Annotated in this window: 15 protein-coding genes and 2 pseudogenes; all 17 read left to right on the forward strand. The window is 30.7% G+C overall.

From position 1 onward, the window contains the following. Positions 1–6 precede the first annotated feature (6 nt). A complete protein-coding gene (ccoN, locus tag GRQ01_RS05525) occupies positions 7–1,473 on the forward strand; it encodes a cytochrome-c oxidase, cbb3-type subunit I (RefSeq protein WP_203121251.1) in 1,467 nt (488 codons plus the stop codon). An 11-nt stretch (positions 1,474–1,484) separates the two neighbouring features. After that, positions 1,485–2,150 carry a cytochrome-c oxidase, cbb3-type subunit II gene (ccoO, locus tag GRQ01_RS05530; RefSeq protein WP_158334811.1) on the forward strand — a complete coding sequence of 222 codons (666 nt, stop codon included), beginning with the start codon at positions 1,485–1,487 and terminating at the stop codon, positions 2,148–2,150. 4 nt (positions 2,151–2,154) lie between these two features. Beyond that, the gene (locus GRQ01_RS05535) at positions 2,155–2,418 is read left to right on the forward strand and encodes a cytochrome c oxidase, cbb3-type, CcoQ subunit (RefSeq protein ID WP_158334812.1); all 264 of its coding nucleotides are present in this window, start codon (positions 2,155–2,157) and stop codon (positions 2,416–2,418) included. Continuing rightward, positions 2,418–3,281, forward strand: coding sequence for a cbb3-type cytochrome c oxidase N-terminal domain-containing protein (locus GRQ01_RS05540; RefSeq protein ID WP_158334813.1), 864 nt, complete (start codon positions 2,418–2,420; stop codon positions 3,279–3,281). Before GRQ01_RS05535 ends, GRQ01_RS05540 begins: the two co-directional genes overlap by 1 nt. Next, complete coding sequence (locus GRQ01_RS05545; RefSeq protein WP_203121245.1) at positions 3,278–3,493, forward strand: DUF4006 family protein; 216 nt, start codon at positions 3,278–3,280, stop codon at positions 3,491–3,493. Before GRQ01_RS05540 ends, GRQ01_RS05545 begins: the two co-directional genes overlap by 4 nt. Then, entirely contained in the window at positions 3,490–3,591 is a 102-nt protein-coding gene (locus GRQ01_RS05550) for a hypothetical protein (protein ID WP_158334815.1), read from the forward strand. Before GRQ01_RS05545 ends, GRQ01_RS05550 begins: the two co-directional genes overlap by 4 nt. After that, on the forward strand, positions 3,588–4,187 hold the full coding sequence (locus tag GRQ01_RS05555) for a hypothetical protein (RefSeq protein ID WP_158334816.1): 600 nt from the start codon (positions 3,588–3,590) through the stop codon (positions 4,185–4,187). Before GRQ01_RS05550 ends, GRQ01_RS05555 begins: the two co-directional genes overlap by 4 nt. Then, positions 4,174–4,695 carry a FixH family protein gene (locus GRQ01_RS05560; RefSeq protein WP_158334817.1) on the forward strand — a complete coding sequence of 174 codons (522 nt, stop codon included), beginning with the start codon at positions 4,174–4,176 and terminating at the stop codon, positions 4,693–4,695. Before GRQ01_RS05555 ends, GRQ01_RS05560 begins: the two co-directional genes overlap by 14 nt. After that, positions 4,692–7,058: a PD-(D/E)XK nuclease family protein gene (locus GRQ01_RS05565; RefSeq protein WP_158334818.1), complete on the forward strand. Its 2,367-nt coding sequence runs from the start codon at positions 4,692–4,694 to the stop codon at positions 7,056–7,058. The genes GRQ01_RS05560 and GRQ01_RS05565 overlap by 4 nt, the downstream gene beginning before the upstream one ends. After that, on the forward strand, positions 7,055–9,808 hold the full coding sequence (locus tag GRQ01_RS05570; protein ID WP_158334819.1) for a RecB-like helicase: 2,754 nt from the start codon (positions 7,055–7,057) through the stop codon (positions 9,806–9,808). The genes GRQ01_RS05565 and GRQ01_RS05570 overlap by 4 nt, the downstream gene beginning before the upstream one ends. Positions 9,809–9,892: 84 nt before the next feature. Then, on the forward strand, positions 9,893–10,318 hold the full coding sequence (rplM, locus tag GRQ01_RS05575) for a 50S ribosomal protein L13 (RefSeq protein ID WP_158334820.1): 426 nt from the start codon (positions 9,893–9,895) through the stop codon (positions 10,316–10,318). Between the two features lie 2 nt (positions 10,319–10,320). After that, positions 10,321–10,710, forward strand: coding sequence for a 30S ribosomal protein S9 (gene rpsI, locus GRQ01_RS05580; protein ID WP_158334821.1), 390 nt, complete (start codon positions 10,321–10,323; stop codon positions 10,708–10,710). Positions 10,711–10,831: 121 nt separating this feature from the next. Then, positions 10,832–11,788, forward strand: a complete 957-nt coding sequence (gene cadF, locus GRQ01_RS05585) for a fibronectin-binding outer membrane protein CadF (RefSeq protein WP_158334822.1) — start codon at positions 10,832–10,834, stop codon at positions 11,786–11,788. Continuing rightward, positions 11,788–12,429, forward strand: a complete 642-nt coding sequence (locus GRQ01_RS05590; protein ID WP_158334823.1) for an HAD family hydrolase — start codon at positions 11,788–11,790, stop codon at positions 12,427–12,429. The genes cadF and GRQ01_RS05590 overlap by 1 nt, the downstream gene beginning before the upstream one ends. Positions 12,430–12,507: 78 nt before the next feature. Further along, the gene (gene nifJ, locus GRQ01_RS05595) at positions 12,508–16,068 is read left to right on the forward strand and encodes a pyruvate:ferredoxin (flavodoxin) oxidoreductase (protein ID WP_158334824.1); all 3,561 of its coding nucleotides are present in this window, start codon (positions 12,508–12,510) and stop codon (positions 16,066–16,068) included. Then, positions 16,052–16,401, forward strand: a pseudogene (locus GRQ01_RS05600) (transformation system protein). Before nifJ ends, GRQ01_RS05600 begins: the two are co-directional and overlap by 17 nt. Next, positions 16,379–16,564 (forward strand): annotated as a pseudogene (locus GRQ01_RS05605) (pilus (MSHA type) biogenesis protein MshL); the annotation flags it as partial. The pseudogenes GRQ01_RS05600 and GRQ01_RS05605, both read left to right, overlap by 23 nt. Between the last annotated feature and the right edge of the window lie 20 nt (positions 16,565–16,584).

The raw sequence follows: 16,584 nt of genomic DNA on the forward strand, positions 1-16,584 counted from the left end.
AAGTTGATACACCCAGGCAATGTATTAAATTATGACTATACTATTGCAAAATATTTTATGTTTGCAACTATATTTTTTGGTATTGTTGGTATGGCTATAGGTACTCTTATAGCTTTTCAAATGGCGTATCCTAACCTAAATTATTTAGCAGGAGAATATACTACTTTTTCAAGACTTAGACCGCTTCATACTTCAGGTGTTATTTTTGGTTTTATGCTTTCAGGGATTTGGGCAACTTGGTATTATATAGGGCAGCGTGTACTTAAAGTGAGTATGGCTGAATCAAGATTTTTAATGTTTATAGGCAAATTACATTTTTGGCTTTATATGTTTACTATGGTTTTGGCTATTATATCCTTATTTATGGGTATAACTACATCTAAAGAGTATGCTGAACTTGAATGGCCTTTAGATATTCTTGTTGTTATTGTTTGGGTTTTATGGGGTGTAAGTATTTTTGGACTTATTGGAATCCGCCGTGAAAAAACCCTTTATATTTCTCTTTGGTATTATATAGCTACATTTTTGGGTATTTCTATGTTGTATCTTTTTAATAATATGGAGGTGCCGACTTATTTTGTTGCGCGAATGGGGAATTGGTGGCATAGTGTATCAATGTATGCAGGAACTAATGATGCTTTAGTGCAATGGTGGTATGGGCATAATGCTGTTGCTTTTATATTTACTGTAGGTATTATTGCACAAATTTATTATTTTTTACCAAAAGAGAGCGGTCAGCCTATTTTTTCTTATAAGCTTTCTTTATTTGCGTTTTGGAGCTTGATGTTTGTTTATCTTTGGGCAGGAGGACATCATTTGATTTATTCTACCGTGCCTGATTGGATGCAGACTATGGGCTCTGTTTTTTCTATAGTCTTGATTTTGCCTTCTTGGGGATCAGCTATTAATATCTTGCTTACTATGAAGGGTGAGTGGGGTCAACTTCGTGAGAGTCCTTTGATTAAATTCATGATTTTAGCATCAACTTTTTACATGTTTTCAACGCTTGAAGGACCGATTCTTTCGATTAAATCCGTTAATGCTTTAGCACATTTTACAGATTGGATTCCTGGGCATGTTCATGATGGAACACTTGGTTGGGTAGGATTTATGACTATGGCAGCACTTTATCATATGACTCCTAGGGTTTTTAAAAGAGAGCTTTATAGTAAATCTTTAATGGAAATTCAATTTTGGATTCAAACCACAGGTATAGTTTTGTATTTTGCTTCTATGTGGATTGCAGGTATTACTCAAGGTATGATGTGGAGAGCAACAGATCAGTATGGTAATTTATTATATAGTTTTATTGATACTGTTGTAGCTATTGTTCCTTATTATTGGATTAGAGCGATTGGTGGATTGATGTATCTTATTGGTTTTTTTATGTTTGCTTATAATATTTATAAATCAATTGCTTGCGGAAAAGTGCTTACTAAAGAACCAAAAAGCGCTTCACCTATGGCAGCATAAAAGGAGAAAATATGTTTAGTTGGTTAGAAAAAAATCCATTCTTTTTTGCTGTAGTTGTTTTTATTGTGATTGCTTATGCTGGTATTGTCGAAGTTTTGCCTAATTTTGCTGAAAATGCAAGACCAATCGAAGGCAAAAAGCCTTATACAGTTTTACAGCTTGCAGGACGTGCAATATATATTAAAGATAGTTGTAATGCTTGTCATTCTCAGCTTATCCGTCCTTTTAAATCCGAAACAGATCGTTATGGGATGTATTCTGTAAGTGGTGAATTTGCTTATGATAGACCTTTTCTTTGGGGTTCGAAAAGAACAGGACCTGATCTTGCTCGTGTAGGAAATTATAGAACAACTGATTGGCATGAGTATCATATGTGGGAACCTACTTCTGTTGTTCCAGATTCTATTATGCCTTCTTATAAGCATATGTTTAGAAAAAATGCAGATATAGAAACTGCTTATGCAGAAGCTTTAACTGTAAAGAAAGTTTTTAATGTGCCTTATGATACTGAAGATGGGACAAAACTTGGAACTTGGGAAGATGCACAAGCTGAAGTTAAAGCCGAAGCTCAAGCTATAATTGATCAAATGAAAAGTCAAGAAGTTAAAGATGCTTTTGCTAAAGGAGAGATCAAGCAAATTGTTGCTTTGATAGCTTATTTAAATAGTTTAAAGTAAGATGATGGAAAATTTATCAATAGTTTTTGAGGTGGTTAAAAATTTAATCACATTAAATTTAGCAAAAGTTCAAAGACATGAGTGGGAGATTTTTCAAGGTTATGGATTTTTCGCACTTGTGGTGTTTTTGTCTTTGGGATTGTATTGTTATTGGTATCATTTATATAGATCTGAGAAAAAGGGTGAGAGAAATTATGAAAAATACGCTGATCTTGTTTTAAAAGATGATATTGATGATAGTGTATTAGAAAGTAAAAGGAGTGCTTAATGCAATGGTTAAATTTGGAAGATAATGTTAATCTTTTATCTTTGATTGGAGCTATTCTTATCATTTTAATCACTCTTGTTATTGTGAGTAGAATGTTTAAGGAAATGAAAGAAAAAAAAGAAAAATCAGAGCTTAGTGATCACAGTTGGGATGGGATAGAAGAGTATAAAAATCCTATTCCTACTGGTTGGGCAATAGTATTTTTATTAACTATCATTTGGGTTATTTGGTATTTTTTATGGGGCTATCCTTTAAATTCTTTTTCAAGTATAGGTCAATATAATGAAGAAGTAGCAGTTCATGATGCTAAGTTTAAAGAAAAATTTAAAGACTTATCTGTAGAAGATAAAATAGTAATGGGACAAAATATTTTTTTGGTTCAATGTTCAGTTTGTCATGGGATTACAGGTGATGGTATCAATGGAAAAGCTCAAAATTTAAATCTTTGGGGGAGTGAAGAAGGCTTAGTTGAAGTGATTAAGAAAGGTTCTAAGGGCATGAATTTTCCAGGTGGAGAGATGCCTGGTGCTTCTGATTTAGGCATAGCTGAAGAAGATATTCTTGCTATTGCAGCTTATGTAGCTAAAGAGCTTTCAGCTATTAAAAAAACTGCAAATGAAGATTTAGTAGCTAGAGGTAAACAAGCTTATGGAGCTTGTGCGGCTTGCCATGGCGAAGATGGGAAAGGTCAAGATGGATTATTTCCTGATCTTACAAAATATGGATCTGCAGCTTTTGTAGTGGATGTTTTACATAGTGGTAAAGCAGGTTTTATAGGAACTATGCCAAGTTTTTCGGGACTTAATGATATTCAAAAAGAAGCTGTTGGCGAATATGTAATTTCTCTTTCAAGAGGTGAGTGATGCAAAATGCAAATAGAAGTGTATTCTCAGGTGTTATGGGTATGTTAATCGTTACAATTTTATTGCTTGCGATTTTAGTTGGATTAACCATTTGGGGGGTGAAATCTCAGCAAGAGGTAATGCAAAAACCTTATAGTCTTAAAAATATACAAAATGTAAAGATGTTTGGTTCAAAAGAGCAAGATTATAAAAGTATAAAGGAAGCACAATGAATAAGGCTTTAGAATATTTAATCATTATTGGCTTGGTCACTACTGCTGCAATTACTGCTTGGTCAGTTTTAACTGTAAATCATCTTCATATAGGATGAAAGCAAGTTCTCAAGGTGGCTTTTTAGCCATCTTTTTATTTTTTTTATTATCTTCTAAAATTTTTGCTTTTGATGCTGTACTTGTTAATGAAAACATTTTAAATCAAAAAGTCATCCATGAAATCAATCTTATAGGAAAAGAGCTTTATGAAAAAAGTGGTGTTTTTGTAGGTGTTGCATTAGGGGATAAAACTGATATTGAAACTTTATTGAATGTGCAAAAAGAACTTCCTAGATCCTATATTTTGCTTGTTTTATCTAAAAATTCTCATAAAGTAGATATTGTAGGTTCTAAAGGTGCTTTAGCTTTAATTGATAAAGAAGCTGTGCTTAATCCTTATCCTGGTATAGGTTCTATCTTGCCTATATTGGCTACAAATAAAGGGGATATTTACAATGCTGCTATATTAAATGGCTATGCTGATATAGTAGAGCGTGTAGCAAAATCTAAAGCCATACAATTAAAACATTCTATAGGTAATGCAAATCGTGATACTATAAATATTTTAAGAATACTTATCTATGGATTTATTTGCTTTGCATTGTTATACTATGTTCAAAGAAGAATGAAGGGGAAAAAGCATGACAAAAGTTAAAAAAAGTTTTTGGCCTTATGGTATTTTACTTTCACTTTTGGCTATTATTATTGCTTGTATTGTGACTATTTTTATTGCGAGCCATCATCCTGTATATGAGGATGATTTTTATTTTGATTCTTATCAAAATGTTGAAAATAATTATAATGCTATACAAAAACAACAAGCCAATTTTGACAGCTTGTTTAAGTTGAATTTCCAAAATGATAAAATTATCCTTATAGGCGAAAGACAAATTTTTGGTTACGAAGTGGATAAAAATGCTTATGTGGCAAATTTTGAAATTTTTGCATTAAAAAATTCAAATCCTGATGATTTAAAAGTCCAAATCCTTCTTACAAGACCTTTTACTAAAGATTTTGACCAAAATTTACAAGGTCAAATCAAAAATGGGATTTTAAGCATAGCTTTGCCTCAATTAGAACAAGGCAGGTGGGAGCTTAAGTTAAAAATCACTGCAGATGAAGAAGCAATAGGATTTTTTACCTATGAATTAAATGCTAAATGAAATTAAGAATTTTTAGTTCTTCAAGGCAAATTAAAGAGTACTTTAATCAAAATAAATCCAATAATACTTTATTAGATAGTGCAATTAATATAAGCGAGTTTTTAGATAAGGTTTGTTTAAGCAATTTGGCTAAAGCAAGTTCTTATGAAAGCTTGCTTTTGATGCAAGAAGCTTGTTTAAAGAGTAAGGATTTAGAAAATAAATTAGGAATTTCAGCAGAATTTTTTGTTTTTTTAAAAAACAGTGAGTATCTTTTTTCTTTTTTTAAAGAATTGAGCTTAGAGAAAAAAAGCATACAAGATCTTAAAAATAATGATTATTATGCTGCTTATAATGAGCATTTAGAAATTTTAGATGAAGTGTATAATAATTATCTTGCTTTACTTGAAAAAAATTCTTTATATGATGCTTTATCTTTAGTGCAAAAATATAGCCTTAATATAGATTTTTTAGATCAATATGAGAGTATAATTTATAATTTAGAAGGTTTTTTAAGTAAATTCGAAGAAGATTTACTCAGTGAAATTTCTCAATTTAAAGAAGTTATTTTAAGTTTTAAGACAAGTAAATTTAATCTTGATTATCTTTTAAAGCTTGATTTTTTAAAAAAATTAAATTTGAAAGTCGATACTTATTATGAAATCAATCTTTCAAAGCAAGAAATTTTAAAAGAACAATCTTTCAAAACAAGAAATTCTCAAATTAAGCTTAAATCTTTTGAATTAAGAAGTTTACAATGTGCTTTCGTAATGGATGAAATCTCGCATTTTGTTCGCAAAGGTTTAAAACCTGAAAATATTGTAGTTATAACTCCTGATGAGAGTTTTTGCGAACTTTTAAGACTTTTTGATACAAATCGCATGCTTAATTTTGCTTATGGGATTAGTATAAAACAAACTCTGTTTTATCAAAAGCTTCAAGCTCTTTATGAAAGTGCTAATAGTCCTTCTTTTATCTATAAAAATCAAGAGAATTATTTTGAAGACATGCAAATGAATTTTGATTATTATAATGTGCTTTTGCACGCTTTAAAACTTGATTTTATAGAATTTAAACATAAATTTAATGAAAAATGTGATTTGGAATATTTTCAAAAATTGCTTGCTTTGTTTTTAAAAGATGAAAAACAAGAATTGATTTATTTGGTGCAAAAAGAGCTTTATTTTATTAAAGATTTATTAAAGAATCAAACCCTTAAGCTTAAAGAACTTATGCAGCTTTTTTTCATGCAAATCTCGCAACTTACTCTTAGTGATGTAGGTGGTGGAAAAGTCACAGTAATGGGTCTTTTAGAAAGCCGCGGGCTTTGTTTTGATGGTGTGGTTTTGGTAGATTTTAATGAAGAGTTTATTCCAAAAAGAAGTGTAAATGAGCTTTTTTTAAATAATCAAGTCCGTAAAAAAGCAGGGCTTATTAGTTATGATAAAAGAGAGAATTTACAAAGGTTTTATTATGAGAGTTTGATTAAAAATGCTTTAGAAGTAAGTATTTGTTTTGTGCAAAATGAAGAAAAAAGTAAATCGCGTTTTTTAGATGAGCTTGATTTTGATTTTTTTGAACAAACTCATATTAGTCAAAAAGCTTATCTTAATGCTTTAAAACTTGATTATGAAGGTATAAAACCTGATTTAACTCCTTTAAAAGCTCCTATTTTAAAGCACAATCCTTTTGAATCAGCACTTTCTTTTAGTCGTTTTAATCTATTAAATAAACAAAAAAGGACTTATTATTATCGTTATATTTTAAATTTGCTTGAACCTAGGGTTTTAAGCAAGGAAAATAAGGCTAAAAATCAAGGTAATTTCATCCATAAAGTGCTTGAAATTTATTATAAAGATTATAAAAATAATGATTTTGATATAGAGATTTTTATAAAGTTATTGGATCAAGAATACCAAAAATATAATATCAGCGAGCTTGATCTTGAAGTTTTTAAGCTAAAATTTTTGCACTTTGCTAAAAATGAAAAAGAACATTTTTCACAAGGATATCGTGTCATAAGTACTGAGCTTGAATTAAGCAAAACCTTAAAGCTTGGAGATGATGTGATTAAACTTAAGGGCACTATTGATCGCATTGATAATTCTAAGCAAGGTAATCTTATTATTGATTATAAAACCGGGACAATTTCAAGCGATTCTTATCAACTTGCTTTTTATCAAGCCTTATATGATGAACATGCTAATGCACGTTTTTATGATTTAAAAAACATGCAAATATTTAATCAAAAGACTAAAAGTTTAGAAGAATTGAAAGAAAGATTAAAAGACTTAATTAATCAAAGTCAACAAGCAATGGAATTTGAAAATGAACAAGATCAATATTGTCCTTATAAACTCATTTATAAAAAGGAATTAAAATGAGTGTGTTTGAGCCTTTTTTAGCTTTAGAAGCGAGTGCAGGAAGTGGAAAGACTTTTGCTTTAAGTGTGCGTTTTGTAGCACTTGTGTTAAAAGGTGCTAAGATTAATGAAATTCTAGCTTTAACTTTTTCTAAAAAAGCAGCTAATGAAATGCAAAAAAGGATTGTTGAGACCTTTTTAAATTTAGAAAAAGAAAGCAAGATGAGCGAATGTGAAGAGCTTTGTAGACTTTTAAGTTTGGATAAAAAAGAGCTGATTTATTTAAGAGATATTAAAAAAGAAGAATTTTTAAGAACCGATCTTAGAATCAATACCTTTGATGCTTTTTTTGGAAAGATTTTGCGTGTTTTTGCATTAAATTCCGGTTTAAGTAGTGATTTTGTTATGAATGAAGAAAAATTTGATATAAGAGAGATTTTTCTAAAGCTTTTAAATAAAGATGAATTAAAAGATTTGGCTTATTATGTTAATTTAATGGATGAGCAAGAGAATTTTTTTAATGAGCTTGAAAGTTTTTATCAAAATGCCTATTTTAAAATTTGCCCTAAAATTACTAATCCTTCTAAAAATGAAATCAATAAAGCTTATAGTGAGTTAAGAACTTATTGTTTGAGTTTAACCCATGTAAAGCATTATGCTAATTTATGTAAAAACTTTAAAAATGAAAATTTAGATTTAAGAGAATTTATAAAATCAAGTTTAATGGAAAAATTTGAAAGCACAAAATATTTGCAAGATTTAGAAAATCAAGATCCCTGTTTTAGTAAAAAAAGAAAGGAGCTTATAAATGCTTTAAATTGCTATGCTATAGAACTTGAAAATTATAAAATTGCTAATTTAATGAATCTTTTAAATCATTATAATAAAGCTAAAAATATATTCCATAAAGACAATAATATTTTGCATTTTGATGATGTTAAAAAAAGGGTTTATGATCTTATTACTAGTGATTTTAAAGATATGATTTATTTTCGCTTAGATGGTTTTATTTCGCATTTGTTGATTGATGAATTTCAAGATACTAGCGTCATTCAATATCAGATTTTACGTCCTTTAATCGCTGAGCTTGTTTCAGGTGAAGGAGTGAAAAAAAATCGTACTTTTTTTTACGTAGGAGATAAAAAACAAAGCATTTATCGTTTTCGTCAAGGTAAAAAAGAATTATTTGATTTGCTAAAAAGAGAATTTTCTCAAATTCAAAGCGGTAGTTTAAATACAAATTATCGTTCTAAAGATCTTTTAGTTGCCTTTGTAAATGAGACTTTTAAACATAAAATTAAAGACTATAAGGAACAATTTGCTTTAGAAAGTAAAAAAGGCGGTTTTATACGTGTTATAGAAACTAAAGAGCAAGACTTTAAAGAAATCAAAGAACAAACTTTAAAAGTCTTGCTTCAACAAATTGATTTTTTAAGGACTAAAAATGTTTCTTATGATGATATTTGTATTTTGTGTTGGAAAAATAATGATGCAGATAGGGTTTTAGAGTGTTTAAAAGAACAAAAAATTCCTGCTTTTACTCAAAGTAATGTTTTGCTTGAAAATAAAGCTAGCGTAAAGCTTGTTTTAGAATATGCTAAATATTGTATTTTTGGGGATGAGTTTTATTTAGTATTTTTAAAAGAGCTTTTGGGTTTTAAGCCAAGAAAAATTATGCTTGATTTTTCTAAAAATGTCATGGAAAATGTGCTTTTTTTGATAAAAGAATTAAAACTTGATTTAAATGATATAGCTTTAATCCAGTTCATAGAATATGCTAAAACTAAAGACAATTTTTTGCAACTTTTATTTGAACCTTGCATTTTGCCAATAATGAGCGAGCAAAGTAGAGGCATTAGCATCATGAGTGTGCATAAATCTAAGGGCTTAGAATTTGAACATGTAATTTTGCTTGATAATCTTTCTAAAAATCATAGAAATGATCAAACTATTATGTTTGAATACGATATAGATCAAGGTTGGCAGCTTCACATTAAAGACAAAATCAGGCAAATGACTAAAGAGCCTGTTTATACATCATTTATGCAAAGTATTATGCAAGCAGACCATGAAGATGATATTAATAAACTTTATGTGGCTTTTACAAGGGCTAAAGAAAGTTTGATTATTATAAAAAGAAATGAAGAACATGTTAATAAAAATTATCCTAGTTATTTTAAGGGAGAATTCTTAAATTTGGCTTCGCAAGAAAGAGGAATTTTATGTCATAAAGAGCAAAATTTTGTTTTTAAAGAGCCTTTAATCGAGAATTTGCAGAAATTTGAAAAAATTGATCCTCAAGAGATCCAAAGCGAGGAAAAACTCGATGGTAAGGAATTATATTTTGGAAATGCTTTTCATTTTTTTATGCAAAATTTAAAACTTCCCAAAGCTGAAAATTTCCAAATACTCACTCAAAGTTGCAAGAATAAATTCAGACATTTTTTAGAAGAACATGAATTTGAAAAACTTTTTAAAAGAATTCAAATTTTGCTTAATAATCCTCAATTTCAAGCATTGATTAAAGATAAAGAGCTTTTAAAAGAACAAGCTTTAAGTTTTAATGGAGAAATTAAACATCTAGATTTGCTTGTTTTAAGCAAAAATGAAGCCTTGGTTGTAGACTATAAAACAGGTTTGGCTATGCAAGATAAGCATAAAGAACAAGTAAGAACTTATAAAAACGCTATTAAAGAAATTCTTAAAAAAGATAAAATAAAGGCTTTTATAATCTATTGTTTGGAAAATGAAATTCAAATTTTAGAAGTATAAACTTTATAATTTCTTAAATTAAGTAAAAATTAATATTGTTTTTTATACAATCACATTTTAAATTTTTGGCAAAGGTAAGAAATTATGACGAAGATAACAAAGCCAAACGAAGTAAAACGAGAATGGATTGTTTTAGACGCAGAAGGTAAACGCTTCGGTCGTCTTTTAACTGAAGTAGCGACAATTTTAAGAGGTAAAAACAAACCTTGTTTTACCCCTAATGTTGATTGTGGTGATTATGTCATTATCATTAATGCTTCAAAAGCTGTTTTTACAGGAGCTAATAAGGCAGAAGATAAACTTTATCATAGACATTCAGGATATTTTGGAAGTGTAAAAAGTGAGAAATTAGGTGATTTGCTTGAAAAAAATCCTGTAAAATTATATAAATTAGCAGTTAGAGGTATGCTTCCTAAAACAAATTTGGGCAGGGCAATGCTTAAAAAATTAAAGATTTATGCGGGTAGTGAACATCCACACACTGCACAAATTGCTAAAGAAGGAAAATGATCATGGCAACAATATACGCAACAGGTAAAAGAAAAACTGCTATTGCAAAAGTATGGATAAAACCAGGTAGTGGTAAAATTAGTGTTAATGGTGTTGATTTAAACACTTGGCTTGGTGGACATGAAGCGATCAAGCTTAAAGTAGTGCAGCCTTTGCTTGTAACTAAACAAGAAGCTTCTATGGATATTAAAGCGACAACTTTAGGTGGGGGCTATAGTGCACAAGCTGAAGCTTTAAGACATGGAATTTCAAAAGCTTTAGCTGCTATGGATGCAGATTTTAGAGCTTTATTAAAACCTAAAGGACTTCTTACTAGAGACAGCAGGACAGTCGAGCGTAAAAAATATGGACGCCGCAAAGCAAGAAGAAGCCCACAATTCTCCAAACGTTAATTTCTTAGGTGGCTTTGTCCACCTTTGTATTTTTTTATAGTTTCCATGTTTTATTTTTATATTTATGATATACTTCCAAGACTATAATTTTTAGTTTATCAAAAAATGAAAGGTTTTTTATATGAAAAAGTTATTATTATGTTTAGGTTTAACAAGTGTTTTATTTGGCGCTGATAACAATGTAAAATTTGAAATTACTCCAACCTTAAATTATAATTATTTTCAAAGTGATTTTAATATAGCCAATCGTTATGCACCAGGTCTTAGACTTGGCTATCATTTTGATGATTTTTGGTTAGATCAATTAGAATTAGGTTTAGAGTATTATTCTAATGCTAAGTATAAAAATACCAATAAAACCACAGATATCACAAGAACTTATTTAAGTGCTATTAAAGGCATAGATTTGGGTGAGAAATTTTATTTTTATGGATTAGCTGGTGGAGGATATGAAAATTTTTCACATGCTGCATATGAAAATAAAAGCGGTGGTTTTGGACATTATGGAGTAGGTGTGAAATTCCGTCTTAGTGATTCTTTAGCTTTAAGGCTTGAAACTAGAGATCAAATTAATTTTAATCATGCAAACCATAATTGGGTGTCGACTTTAGGAATTAGTTTTGGTTTTGATGGTAAAAAAGAAAAGGTTTTGCAAGAACCTCTTAGTGAGCAAACTTCACAAGTAAGATGCTTTACTCAACCAAGAGAGGGGGCTTTATTAGATGAAAATGGTTGTGAAAAGACTATTTCTTTAGAAGGGCATTTTGGTTTTGATAAAACTACCATAAACCCAAATTTTCAAGAAAAAATCAAAGAAATTGCTGAAATTTTAGATGAAAATGAAAGATATGATACTATACTTGAAGGTCATACAGATAATATTGGTCCAAGAGATTATAATCAAAAGCTTTCTGAAAGACGTGCCCAAAGTGTTGCTAAAGAGCTTGAAAAATATGGTGTAGAAAAAAATCGTATCAAGACTGTAGGTTATGGTCAAGACAATCCAAGATCAAGCAACGATACTAAAGAAGGTAGAGCAGATAATAGAAGAGTGGATGCGAAATTCATTTTAAGATAATGGATAAAACTATTTTATTTGATTTAGATGGTACTTTAATCAATTCTACAAATGCTATTTTAAATTCTTTCCAAGGGGCTTTAAAAACCCTTGGATTAATCTCAAAAAATGATGAAGAAATTAAAAATCTTATAGGTTATCCTTTAGAACAGATGTTTGAAATGCTTTATGATGATAAAGCGAATTTAAGCAAGGATTTTGTTTTAGCTTACCGTGAAATTTATTCTCAAATTTATTTAAGTCAGACTGAACTTTTGCCCCAAGCTAAAGAAGCTTTAGGGCTTGCATATGAAATAGCAGATTTGGGTATAGTAACTACAAAGGGCGGTAAATTTACCCCGCTTTTATTAGAATATTTAGGTATTAAAAAATTTTTTAAAACTTTAATTACTTTTGAAGATATCACGCATCCAAAACCTAGTCCTGAGCCTGTTGTTTTAGCTTTAAAAAGATTAAATAAAACTCAAAAAAATGCCTATATGATAGGCGATACTGTGCTTGATATTCAAGCAGCTATTGCTGCAAATATTATTCCATTGGCTTTAAGTTGTGGTTATGGTAAAGAAGAAGAATTAAAAGCTTATTGTAGGGTCTTTTTAAGTGCGTATGATGCCATAAAGTATATAATAAGATTGTATTGATTTTATTTTTGTTAAACGCCTTTTAAGAGAATTTATTGTAAATTGATAGCTAAAAATATTAATTTAAGGAAGGTCTCAATGGGTAAAATTATGAAAACTATGGACGGAAATGAGGCTGCTGCATACGCTGCATACGCTTTTACTGAAGTCGCTGGAATTTATCCTATTACACCTAGTTCTCCTATGGCTGATTATACCGATATGTGGGCAGCTGCAGGTAAGAAAAATCTTTTTGGGGTTCCAGTAAAAATTGTAGAAATGCAAAGCGAAGCAGGTGCTGCAGGGAGTGTGCATGGATCATTGCAAGCAGGATCTTTAACTACAACTTATACAGCTTCTCAAGGATTGTTGCTTAAAATTCCTAATATGTATAAAATTGCAGGGCAACTTTTACCCTGTGTTATCCATGTAGCAGCACGTTCTTTAGCAGCTCAGGCCTTATCTATTTTTGGCGATCACCAAGATATTTATGCAGCAAGACAAATAGGTTTTGCAATGCTTTGTTCTCATTCTGTACAAGAGACCATGGACCTAGCCGGGGTGGCCCATTTAGCCGCTATTAAAGGAAGAGTGCCGTTTTTGCATTTTTTTGACGGTTTTAGAACTTCTCATGAAATTCAAAAAATCGAAGTTATGGATTATGCGCATTTTGATAGATTGCTAGATAGAAAAGCTTTGCTTGATTTTAGAAATAATGCTTTAAATCCAGAAAACCCAAAAACACGCGGAACAGCACAAAATGATGATATTTATTTTCAAACCAGAGAAGTAAGCAATCGTTTTTATGATGCTTTACCTGATGTTGTAAATGAATATATGCAAGAAATTTCAAAGATTACAGGCAGGGAGTATAAGCCTTTTGTTTATTATGGTCATGAGCATGCACAACGTATAATTGTAGCCATGGGATCTGTGACTCAAGCACTTGAAGAAGTGGTTGATTATCTTAATGCAAAGGGTGAAAAAGTAGGAATTTTAAAAGTTTATCTTTATCGTCCTTTTAGTTTAAAATATTTCTTTGATGTTGTGCCAAAATCTGTAGAAAAGATTGCAGTTTTAGATAGAACCAAAGAGCCAGGAAGCCTTGGAGAACCCCTTTATATTGACATAAAATCGGCTTTTTATGGGAAAGAAAATCCTCCTATTATTGTAGGGGGAAGGTATGGACTTTCTTCAAAAGATGTTGATCCTGCCCAAATGATAGCTGTGTTTGAAAATCTTAAGCTTGATAAGCCAAAGGATGGTTTTACTGTAGGGATTATTGATGATGTAACCCATACTTCATTAAGCACAGGAGAAAAAATTTCATTAGGAGATGAAAGCACTATAGAATGTTTGTTTTATGGGCTTGGTGCAGATGGGACTGTGGGTGCAAATAAAAATTCAATCAAGATTATTGGAGATAAGACAGATTTTTATGCTCAAGCTTATTTTGCTTATGATTCTAAAAAATCAGGTGGCTATACTAGAAGCCATTTGCGTTTTTCCAAAAAACCTATCCGGTCGACTTATCTTGTTTCTACTCCACATTTTATTGCTTGTTCAGTTGCGGCTTACCTTGAAATTTATGATGTTTTAGCAGGAATCCGTCAAGGGGGAACTTTTCTTTTAAACAGTATTTGGAATACTCAAGAAACCATAAGGCAGCTTCCTGATAGAGTGAAAAAGACTTTGGCTGAAAAAGAAGTTAATTTTTATATCATTAATGCTACTAAATTAGCACGCGATATAGGTTTAGGAAATCGTACAAATACTATTATGCAATCTGCTTTTTTTAAACTTGCAAAAATTATTCCTTATGAAGATGCTCAAAAATATATGAAAGAATTAGCTTATAAATCTTATAGTAAAAAAGGCGATGCTATTGTTGAGATGAATTATAAGGCTATTGATGTGGGTGCTGATGGACTTATAAAAGTGCCAATAGATCCAAATTGGAAAAATTTAGAAATCAAAGAAAAAGAACAAACTAATGCCTATAAAGGTACAGAATTTGTTGAAAAGATTGTAAAACCTATGAATGCAGCTAAGGGCGATGATTTACCTGTTTCGGTATTTTTAGGTTATGAAGATGGAAGTTTTGAGCATGGCACAACAGAATATGAAAAACGTGGGGTTGGAGTTATGGTTCCAAGATGGATAGAAGCAAATTGTATCCAATGCAATCAATGTGCTTCTGTGTGTCCTCATGCTGTTATTAGGCCTTTTTTGATTAATGATGATGAGATGGTAAAAGCCCCGCGTGGAGTAAAAGATCATGCCTTAGAAGCTAAGGGAACTAAGGGTGAAAAATTAAGTTTTAAAATTCAAGTTTCCCCTCTTGATTGTACAGGTTGTGAACTTTGTGTGCATGAGTGTCCTACTAAAGAAAAATCTTTGGTCATGGTACCACTTCAAGAAGAGATAGATTTTGGTGAGCAAGAAAATGCTGATTATTTGTTTAAAGAAATCACTTATAAAGATGATATTTTAAATAAAGAAACCACTAAAGGTGCACAATTTGCCCAGCCTTTATTTGAATTTCATGGTGCTTGCCCAGGATGTGGAGAAACTCCTTATATTACTTTGATTACAAGATTATTTGGAGAGAGAATGATTGTGGCTAATGCAACAGGTTGTAGTTCTATTTATGGTGGGTCTGCGCCTTCAACTCCTTATAGAAAAAGTGTAAAAAATGGACATGGTCCTGCTTGGGGGAATTCGCTTTTTGAAGATAATGCAGAATTTGGTTTGGGTATGAAAATTGCTACTGAAAATACAAGGCATCGTATTGAAAATATCATGCATGCGAGTATGCAAGAAGTGCCTAATGCCTTATCAGCTCTTTTTAAAGATTGGATTGCTAATAAAGATAATGGTCCTGCATCAGTTGAAATTAAAGATAAAATGATCCCCATTTTAGAACAAAATCAAAATATCAAAGCTGTTAAAGAAATATTAGAGCTTAAACAATATTTAAGCAAAAAATCTCATTGGATTTTTGGTGGAGATGGTTGGGCTTATGATATTGGCTATGGCGGGCTTGATCATGTTTTAGCAAGTGGAGAAAATGTCAATATTTTAGTTCTTGATACGGAGGTTTACTCAAATACAGGTGGACAAAGTTCAAAATCTTCTAGAACAGGATCTGTAGCACAGTTTGCAGCAGCGGGTAAGCCTATACAGAAAAAAGATTTAGGCCAAATTGCTATGACTTATGGTTATATTTTTGTCGCACAAGTTAATTCAACGGCAAATTATACCCATCTTATTAAAGCCATTAATGCAGCTGAGGCTTATGATGGCCCTTCTTTGGTGATTTGCTATTCTCCTTGTATAGCCCATGGTATTAAAGGAGGACTTGGTTATTCAGGAGAACAAGGTGAGCTTGCTACTAAATGCGGTTATTGGCCGCTTTATACTTTTGATCCTCGTTTAGAAGAGCAAGGAAAAAATCCGTTAACTTTAGTGGGAAAAGAGCCAGATTGGGATTTGTATGAGCAATTTTTAATGAATGAGGTGCGTTATAATTCTTTGAAAAAATCAAATCCTAAACATGCTAGTGAACTTTTTGAACGTAATAAAAAAGATTCTCAGCGCCGTTACAGACAGCTTAAGCGTATTGCTATGGCTGATTATAGTGATGAGGTTCAACACTGATAAATACATTATTCATACGATCTTAAGCTTTGGTATTTTGTGGACACAAGATGATTTTGAAGCGTATTTTAAACTTATAGAGAAAAAAATAATAGGGATTTTGGCATGCTTGAAAATCCCTTTTGTTAATCCTACTTTTGAAAAATTAAGGCAGATTAAAATTTCTGCTGTAATGTTTAATAAGGTGAAAATAGGTAATCAATGGTATGAAAGGGTGATGAGATAAATGGTGCTGTTATTAGTAAAATAAATACTAAAGAGATTGAATTTAAATATGATAATTTAGAAATTCTAATACAATTGATCAAAAATGATAAGATTAATATTAATTAGCTTCTTCTTTTGTTTGAATTCGCTTTATGCTATGGATTGTCAAAAACGTCTTTTTAATATCAATATCAATGAAAAAGTGAGTATACAAGAAAGCCTTGATGAATTGGCAAAGTATTGTTCTTTTAGTATAATTATTAAAGATAAAATTGCTAAAGAAAAATTGCATAAACAATTAAAAGATTT

The organism is Campylobacter bilis (genome assembly GCF_016806695.1).
In the GTDB taxonomy this organism is placed as follows: domain Bacteria; phylum Campylobacterota; class Campylobacteria; order Campylobacterales; family Campylobacteraceae; genus Campylobacter_D; species Campylobacter_D bilis.

Bases quoted from the DNA above. Each gene is read 5' to 3' on its own strand.
- GRQ01_RS05565 (WP_158334818.1), top strand. From the start codon at position 4,692: ATGAAATTAAGAATTTTTAGTTCTTCAAGGCAAATTAAAGAGTACTTT.
- GRQ01_RS05555 (WP_158334816.1), top strand. From the start codon at position 3,588: ATGAAAGCAAGTTCTCAAGGTGGCTTTTTAGCCATCTTTTTATTTTTT.
- GRQ01_RS05570 (WP_158334819.1), top strand. From the start codon at position 7,055: ATGAGTGTGTTTGAGCCTTTTTTAGCTTTAGAAGCGAGTGCAGGAAGT.
- rpsI (WP_158334821.1), top strand. From the start codon at position 10,321: ATGGCAACAATATACGCAACAGGTAAAAGAAAAACTGCTATTGCAAAA.
- ccoO (WP_158334811.1), top strand. From the start codon at position 1,485: ATGTTTAGTTGGTTAGAAAAAAATCCATTCTTTTTTGCTGTAGTTGTT.
- GRQ01_RS05540 (WP_158334813.1), top strand. From the start codon at position 2,418: ATGCAATGGTTAAATTTGGAAGATAATGTTAATCTTTTATCTTTGATT.
- nifJ (WP_158334824.1), top strand. From the start codon at position 12,508: ATGGGTAAAATTATGAAAACTATGGACGGAAATGAGGCTGCTGCATAC.
- GRQ01_RS05535 (WP_158334812.1), top strand. From the start codon at position 2,155: ATGGAAAATTTATCAATAGTTTTTGAGGTGGTTAAAAATTTAATCACA.
- GRQ01_RS05560 (WP_158334817.1), top strand. From the start codon at position 4,174: ATGACAAAAGTTAAAAAAAGTTTTTGGCCTTATGGTATTTTACTTTCA.
- GRQ01_RS05550 (WP_158334815.1), top strand. From the start codon at position 3,490: ATGAATAAGGCTTTAGAATATTTAATCATTATTGGCTTGGTCACTACT.
- rplM (WP_158334820.1), top strand. From the start codon at position 9,893: ATGACGAAGATAACAAAGCCAAACGAAGTAAAACGAGAATGGATTGTT.
- GRQ01_RS05590 (WP_158334823.1), top strand. From the start codon at position 11,788: ATGGATAAAACTATTTTATTTGATTTAGATGGTACTTTAATCAATTCT.
- cadF (WP_158334822.1), top strand. From the start codon at position 10,832: ATGAAAAAGTTATTATTATGTTTAGGTTTAACAAGTGTTTTATTTGGC.